Genomic DNA, 6,609 nt, shown 5'->3' on the forward strand with positions numbered 1-6,609 from the left:
CTGTTCGGGCAGGTGGCGGGCAATGACGTGCTCGACGGCGGCGCCGGGGACGACATTTTGAACGGCGGCGCGGGGACCGACACGGCAAGCTTCGCCTCATGGACCGAGCGGGTGTTCGCCGGCCTCAATGCGGTCGGCAACGGTTTTGCCACCAATGAAGCGGGCACCGAGAATGACAGCCTGGTCAGCATCGAGAATCTGACCGGATCGGCGTTCAATGACAGTTTGAACGGCAACAATTTCGACAATGTGCTCGACGGCGGGGCTGGCAACGATCTGCTGTTCGGGCGCGGCGGTGCCGACACATTGATCGGCGGCGAGGGCGACGATTTCCTCCGCGGCAGCGACGGCGCGGATACGCTCGATGGCGGCAATGGCTGGGACCGGGTGTCGTCGTTCGTCGTCGCGCCGACGGCGGGCATCAGCTTTGACCTCAATATCCAGGGCGTTGCCCAGGATACCGGCCAGGGAATGGATGTCCTGATGGGGATCGAACATGCGTCGGGCACGACATTGAATGACGTGCTGACCGGCAATGGCGGCGACAATTGGCTGTGGGATGGCGCCGACGGCGACTCGACGGTCGCGGCCAGCGGTGACGACGTCATTAGCGCCGGCGGCGGCAATGATTTGGTCGAGGTCGGCAATGGCAATGACGTGGTCAGCGGCGGCACCGGCACCGACACCTTGTCCTTCCTCGGCGGGCAGACCGAGATCAGCGCTGCCGGGGTGACCTTCAGCCTGGCATTGCAGGGCGCGGCGCAGGCGACCGAACAGGGATCGCTTAACGCGAGCGGGTTCGAAAATGTCTCGGGCTCGATCCATGACGATGTGCTGACCGGCGACAATGGCAATAATATCCTGCTCGGCGACTGGGGTGCCGACACGCTCAACGGCGGGGACGGCAACGACATCTTGTACGGCGACGGGCGGATCCACATCGATACGCAGATGACCGGCGGATCGGGGCCAATCACCTTGTTCGGCGATGCCGGGGCGGCCTTCCCCGACGGCATAGGGGTCGATGGCAATGACGTGCTCAACGGCGGCAAGGGCAGCGACGTGCTCCATGGCGGGCGCGGCGACGATGTGCTGACCGGCGGGCAGGGGTCCGATTTATTCGTGATCGCGGCCAGCTCGGGTGATGACCGGATCACCGACTTCAAGCATGCCGACACGATCGTGTTCGACCCGCTGAGCGGGGTCGACGCGTTCAGCGACCTGACGTTCACTGCGGTCGGCCGGGACACGTTGATCAGCTGGGGAACAAGCGATTCGATCCTGGTCGAAGGCAGCAGGCCCAACCAATTCGGCGCATCCGACTTCAGCTTCAGCGCACCGGCGGCGGCGCGGGTGGCGGCGACGGGGTTCGAGGCCGGGCATAACGGGTTTGATGGCGGGCATCACGACCTGCTGTTCGGTTAAAAGTCGCAGTCGGCGTGCCGAAGGGTCGTGGGAAACCACGGCCCTTTTTGGTGCGTGTTTGGGGGGACCGGATTGATGACTGTGTCGGGCGGAAAGCGGACGTTGCGGGATTGCTTGGCCCCTCTTATCCTATCGTATGTTCACTCATGAAATTATTGCTGTGATTACACGAGCGATCCAATCGGAAGTCGCCCACCCCCTTGGCGCGATGCGTCACCTGCCGGCAACCGAGGAGGAGGTCGCGCTCACTGTCTTGAACGCACTCGATGAAGCTGGTTTTGAGGTGGTTAGCCGAAAGCCGTAGCCGTCTGGCTAATGTCCGCAATGGGTGGAAAGCGGACATTAGCCTACTCGGCTGAACGAGGGCGCTCCTCCCAATCGCCATTGGGCAAAAGAACCCATTCCTTGTCCACGCCGTCGAGACTAATTACCGTCCCGGCACCATTGTCCACATGTTCGACAAGGTGGTCGGCAAACCAGAAGCCTTTGTCCAACTCGTCGAAAAATACATTCACTGCGTAGTCGTCAGTGCTAGTGCCGATGACGGAAACGCCCGATACGGAAGGCGTAGTCCAGCCAAAAACTTGGCCTTCACGCTCGGCAAGCCCGAGGCTCTTAGTTTCGTCCGTTCGCTTGATGCGAACTCGGTCTGCAAATCCTGACATGGGTCGAAACTAGCGGCTCCGCTAATGTCTGCAATGGGTGGAAAGCGGACACCTGCTTAGCCGACGGAGAGTTCAATCAACGGTGATGTTGAACGTCCATTAGCGAACGAAAATGGTGAAGACTTCGAAGTAGTATGACTGACATGCATGAAAGATTATGTCGGAAGGGTTTGAACGTCGTAAAATTCCCTTCACAGTGAACTTATTTTCTTCATCAAATTTGAAACCTTTCATCTTGGCAAAGCTCATCCGCACACATTGCTCACCAGATTTATGGGTATCAGGAAATCTATATATGCCACTCGTTTCGAGCCCATTAAATAGGTATCCAGATAAGGTTACTTCCTTTCCAGATTCTATTTTCGACAGTGCCGCAAACGTGTCCACTTGGGCAGGTGGACTTCTGACATCATGAATTGCCGGAGCGCAGCCTCCGCCAACAAGTCCGACAGCCAAGGCAATGCTGAACTTCATCGGGGCCATGATAGCGGTCGGCTTAATGTCCGCAATGGGTCGAAAGCGGACATTAGCACGCCGCCTTCAATATGGTAGGAATGCGCCGATCGGGGGGTTCAGCAGGCAATGTCGGACGTCTTCATATCCTATGCGCGCTCCAGCGAGGTTGACGCCCGTCGCATCGCGGATGCCTTGCGCAAGGAAGGATATGCGGTGTGGTGGGACGAAGATTTGCCCGCGCACCGCGCCTACAGCGAGGTGATCGAGGAGCGGCTGCACAAGGCTAAAGCCGTGCTCGTCTTGTGGTCCGCTGACGCCGCCAAGTCACAATGGGTGCGTGCGGAAGGAGATTCAGCACGGCAAGACGGGCGGCTCGTTCAGCTGACTCTCGACGGGACGATGCCTCCCATGCCATTCAATCAAATCCAATGCCCGTCATTGGGAGCCTGGGACGGACACACGCACTGTGTCGCATGGTCGAGCATCCAGCAAAGCCTCGAGGAGCTCGTCGGCAAGCCCAGCGCAACGGCCCCAACGAACGGTCCGGGCACCTGCTCTCTGTCCATTTGCGTGCTGCCGTTCGCCAATGTGAGCGGCGATGCGGAGCAAGAGTATTTTAGCGACGGGATGACGGAGGACCTGATTATCGAGCTGTCCCGGATCCCAGGTCTTGGAGTTGTGGCCCGGAACACGTCCTTTACGTTCAAAGGTCGGTCGGTCGAAGTGACGACCATGAGGCGTCAGTTAAACGTCACCCATGTCGTTGAGGGCAGTGTTCGAAAAGCCGCAAGCCGCCTCCGGATCAACGCGGAATTGATCGATACCGCAACAGGCCATCATCTGTGGGCTGAACGTTACGACCGCGACCTGACCGACATATTTGACGTGCAGGACGACATCACGTCCGCCATCATTAAACAGTTGAAGCTCAAGCTGCTTCCCCAAGGAACAGAGCAGCCCCGGCGTCTCCCGGACCCGGAAGCCTATCAGGAATATTTGAGAGCCAGGCATTGCTGGAACCGGGGAACCGAAGAATCCCTAAAGCAGGCAGTTTCCTTATTCCGAAGTTCGATCGAGCATGATCCGCTCTACGCCCGCAGCTACGCTGGCCTGGCGGATACTTTCGTCCAGCTCGGCAACCATACGTATCTCGACCCCGCTTATGCTTACAGCGAGGCGAGAAAAGCCGCAGAACAGGCGCTCACAATCGATCCTGAACTTGCCGATGCCCATGCTTCACTCGGACTGATTTCCTTTGTCCATAACTGGGATGTCGCAGCCGCCGAGCATCACCTGAGCCGAGCGGTGACGCTTGACCCAGCCTCGGCGACCGCCCGGCATCATTTCTCGCGCGTGCTCGCGGCTCGCGCGAGGTTCGAGGAGGCCCATGCTCAAGCACGGGCGGGGGTCGAACTCGATCCCCTCTCGGTGGCCGCAGCGGTCCAGCTCGCCAGCGTCCTTCGTGTCGCCGGCCGGACCACCGAAGCAATTGAACAGCTTGAGATAGCGCGTGAGATATTTCCCAGTGAGTTTCGGGTCTATTACTGCCTGTGTTTTGCCTATGCCTCCGCCGATCGCAGTGGCGAAGCCGTCATCGCTGCCGAAGATGCTGCTCGTGTGGGCGGACGAACCATGTTGGTCCTTGGGGCACTCGGATATGCCAAGGCACAGGCAGGTGCGATCAAGGAGGCTCGCGCCATCCTTGCCGAGATGGAAGCTGCCAGGGCGGAACGCTACGTCTGCCCATATGACATAGCGACAATCTACACGGCCTTGGGTGAACAAGATCAGGCCTTCGCCTGGCTTGCGCAAGCGATTGATGTTCGTGACCATGCAATGCTGTTCGCAGCGGTCGACCCATCACTGGCCCCGCTTCGCGCTGATCCGAGGTTCAAGCAAATTATCGCGCACGTTCTGTCGATCGAAACTCAACACTGATCACGACTGGGCATGAATGCGGACATTGGCGGATGGGCCGCCCAATTCTTGATCACCTGCCCCCCGCCTGCGCCGGAGAACGATTGGCCGGACGATTCAGCCGAGGCCGCCCCCGATCAGCTCGCTTTGGCGATGATCAACGTGACATTGTCGGGGGCACCGCGCGACAGGACGATTTCGATCAATTTGTCGGCGGCGCCGGCGAGCGGCATCGAGGTCAGCACGGCGAGCAATTCAATGTCCGCGACGACCCGCGTCAAGCCGTCGCTCGCCAGCAGGAACAGGTCGCCCGACTGGACATCGCCCTTGGCGATATCGACCCGCAATTCCTCGACCACGCCGACCGCGCGGGTGATGACGCTGGCGTTGGGATGGCCCTCCGCCTCGTCCGCCTCGAGCATGCCGGCATCGACCAGATCCTGCACCAGGCTGTGGTCGCGGGTCAGGCGTTCGGCCTGGGCATCGCGGATCCGGTAGGCGCGACTGTCCCCCGCCCAGAAGCAGCGATAGTGCCCGCCAGCGATGGCCAGCCCGACCACGGTGCTGCCAATCGTCCGCCGACCATCGTCCGACCCGGCCAGCGCGATCAGCTCAAGATTGACCTTCTGCAGCTCGGCGACCGCGCGTTCGACCTTTTCGTCGAGGCCATAAATGATCGGCAGCCGCATCAACGCCTCGGTGACCTTCGCGCTGGCCACGTCGCCGGCCTCGTGACCGCCCATCCCGTCGGCCACCGCCCACAGCCCGCGGTCGGTGCGGACCAGCATCGAATCCTCATTCACCTTGCGGCGAAGACCGACATGGGTCCGGCTCACGCATTCAAAGGCCACCACTGCCACTCTCCCCCGCTCAATCGGCAGCAGGCTAGCAAATGTCAGGCGTTCGTGCGATTAACTTTTCCTTGATTGCGACTTGTCCGGGGGGAAACGGCATTGAGCAAGGCTTATAGCAACAAGGCGTTACCGGCCGGGACGGTCATTCGCGAATGGCGGCTGGAAGACGTGCTCGGCGTCGGCGGGTTCGGCATCGTCTATCGCGGTCGCGGAATCTATTTCGGCGAACTGGTTGCGATCAAGGAATATTTCCCAAGCTCGATTAGCGAACGCGATGCCGAAGATACGGTCGTCCCGATCGGCTCCGACGTCGAAGAAGTGCACGCGCTGGGGCTCAAGAAGTTCGTCGAAGAAGCCAAATTGCTGTGGAACCTGTCGACCCCGACCCGGCATCCCAATATCGTCAGTGTCCGCAGCTTGTTCGAGGTTCACGGCACAGCTTACATGGTGATGGACTTCGAAGACGGGGTGTCCTTGTCGAAGCTGCTCAAGGAAGGCCGGCGGTTCAACGAACGAAGTCTGTGGAACATCGTCCAGCCGATTGCCGAGGGCCTTGATCGCGCGCATCGGGTCGGTGTTCTCCACCGCGACATCAAGCCGCCGAACATCCTGATCACTAACGACAATCGCCCGGTGCTGATCGATTTCGGATCCGCGCGGTTCGAAGCGGCGGAAGCGACCAGCACGACGGTGACGTTCCACACGCCGCCTTATGCCGCGATCGAGCAATATGTGAAAACCTATCCGCAGGGTCCGTGGACCGACGTCTATGCGCTGGGCGTGGTGTTGTACGAATGCGTGACCGGCGAGAAGCCGCCCGAAGTGCTCGAGCGGATGCATGGCGGGCTCGGCAAGCCGCTGGCCGAGGGCAATTGGCCAGGGTTCAGCAAACGCTTCCTGCAAGCGATCGATGCGGCGATGATCATCCGCCCCGAGGAACGCCCGCAATCGACCCGCGAATGGCTTGCGCTGTTCGGCAAGACCGACAGCGACGCCGACGTCAGCGCCGACGACGAGCCGACCCGTTTCTTCGCGCATGAAGTCGCCGCCAAGGAAATTGCGCCGGTTCCGCCGGCCGCGGGCCTCGACCCCAAACAGCCGCTCGAAACTCAAGTGCCGTCCGATCCGCGCGATGCCCAGTTCAAGCGCGCCGGTGAGGAGACTGGTGCTTCCAAGCGGGAGAAGAAACCCGCTGAGCCGGTCACGGCCGACGCCGAAGCGGCTGTGGTTGCGCCCGAACTACCAGCGCCGGCGGCCGCTAAGGCGAAGGAGCCGGCCAAGGCCAAGCCTGC

The 6,609-nt window shown here is 60.7% G+C and carries 6 protein-coding genes; 3 read left to right on the top strand and 3 right to left on the bottom strand.

What is annotated here, in order from left to right; all coding sequences use genetic code 11:
- Positions 1-1,425: calcium-binding protein (locus tag RMN73_RS09645; protein ID WP_309603113.1), on the top strand; the 1,425-nt coding region annotated here is incomplete at its 5' end.
- Positions 1,426-1,772: 347 nt separating this feature from the next.
- Here RMN73_RS09645 and RMN73_RS09650 read toward each other — a convergent pair.
- Both RMN73_RS09650 and RMN73_RS09655 read right to left on the bottom strand, forming a co-directional pair.
- Positions 1,773-2,090, bottom strand: a complete 318-nt coding sequence (locus tag RMN73_RS09650) for a hypothetical protein (RefSeq protein WP_309603114.1) — start codon at positions 2,088-2,090, stop codon at positions 1,773-1,775.
- Between the two features lie 99 nt (positions 2,091-2,189).
- Positions 2,190-2,564, bottom strand: coding sequence for a hypothetical protein (locus tag RMN73_RS09655; RefSeq protein ID WP_309603115.1), 375 nt, complete (start codon positions 2,562-2,564; stop codon positions 2,190-2,192).
- 108 nt (positions 2,565-2,672) lie between these two features.
- On the opposite strand from RMN73_RS09655, the gene RMN73_RS09660 reads away from it, so the two are divergent.
- Positions 2,673-4,484, top strand: a complete 1,812-nt coding sequence (locus tag RMN73_RS09660) for a TIR domain-containing protein (RefSeq protein WP_309603116.1) — start codon at positions 2,673-2,675, stop codon at positions 4,482-4,484.
- Between the two features lie 116 nt (positions 4,485-4,600).
- On the opposite strand, the gene RMN73_RS09665 is transcribed toward RMN73_RS09660, so the two are convergent.
- Positions 4,601-5,299: a protein phosphatase 2C domain-containing protein gene (locus RMN73_RS09665; RefSeq protein WP_309603117.1), complete on the bottom strand. Its 699-nt coding sequence runs from the start codon at positions 5,297-5,299 to the stop codon at positions 4,601-4,603.
- Between the two features lie 117 nt (positions 5,300-5,416).
- On the opposite strand from RMN73_RS09665, the gene RMN73_RS09670 reads away from it, so the two are divergent.
- Positions 5,417-6,609 (top strand): serine/threonine-protein kinase (locus RMN73_RS09670; RefSeq protein ID WP_309603118.1); only part of this gene is annotated, 1,193 nt, incomplete at its 3' end.

The sequence above is a fragment of the Sphingomonas sp. genome (genome assembly GCF_031372575.1).
GTDB lineage: Bacteria > Pseudomonadota > Alphaproteobacteria > Sphingomonadales > Sphingomonadaceae > Sphingomicrobium.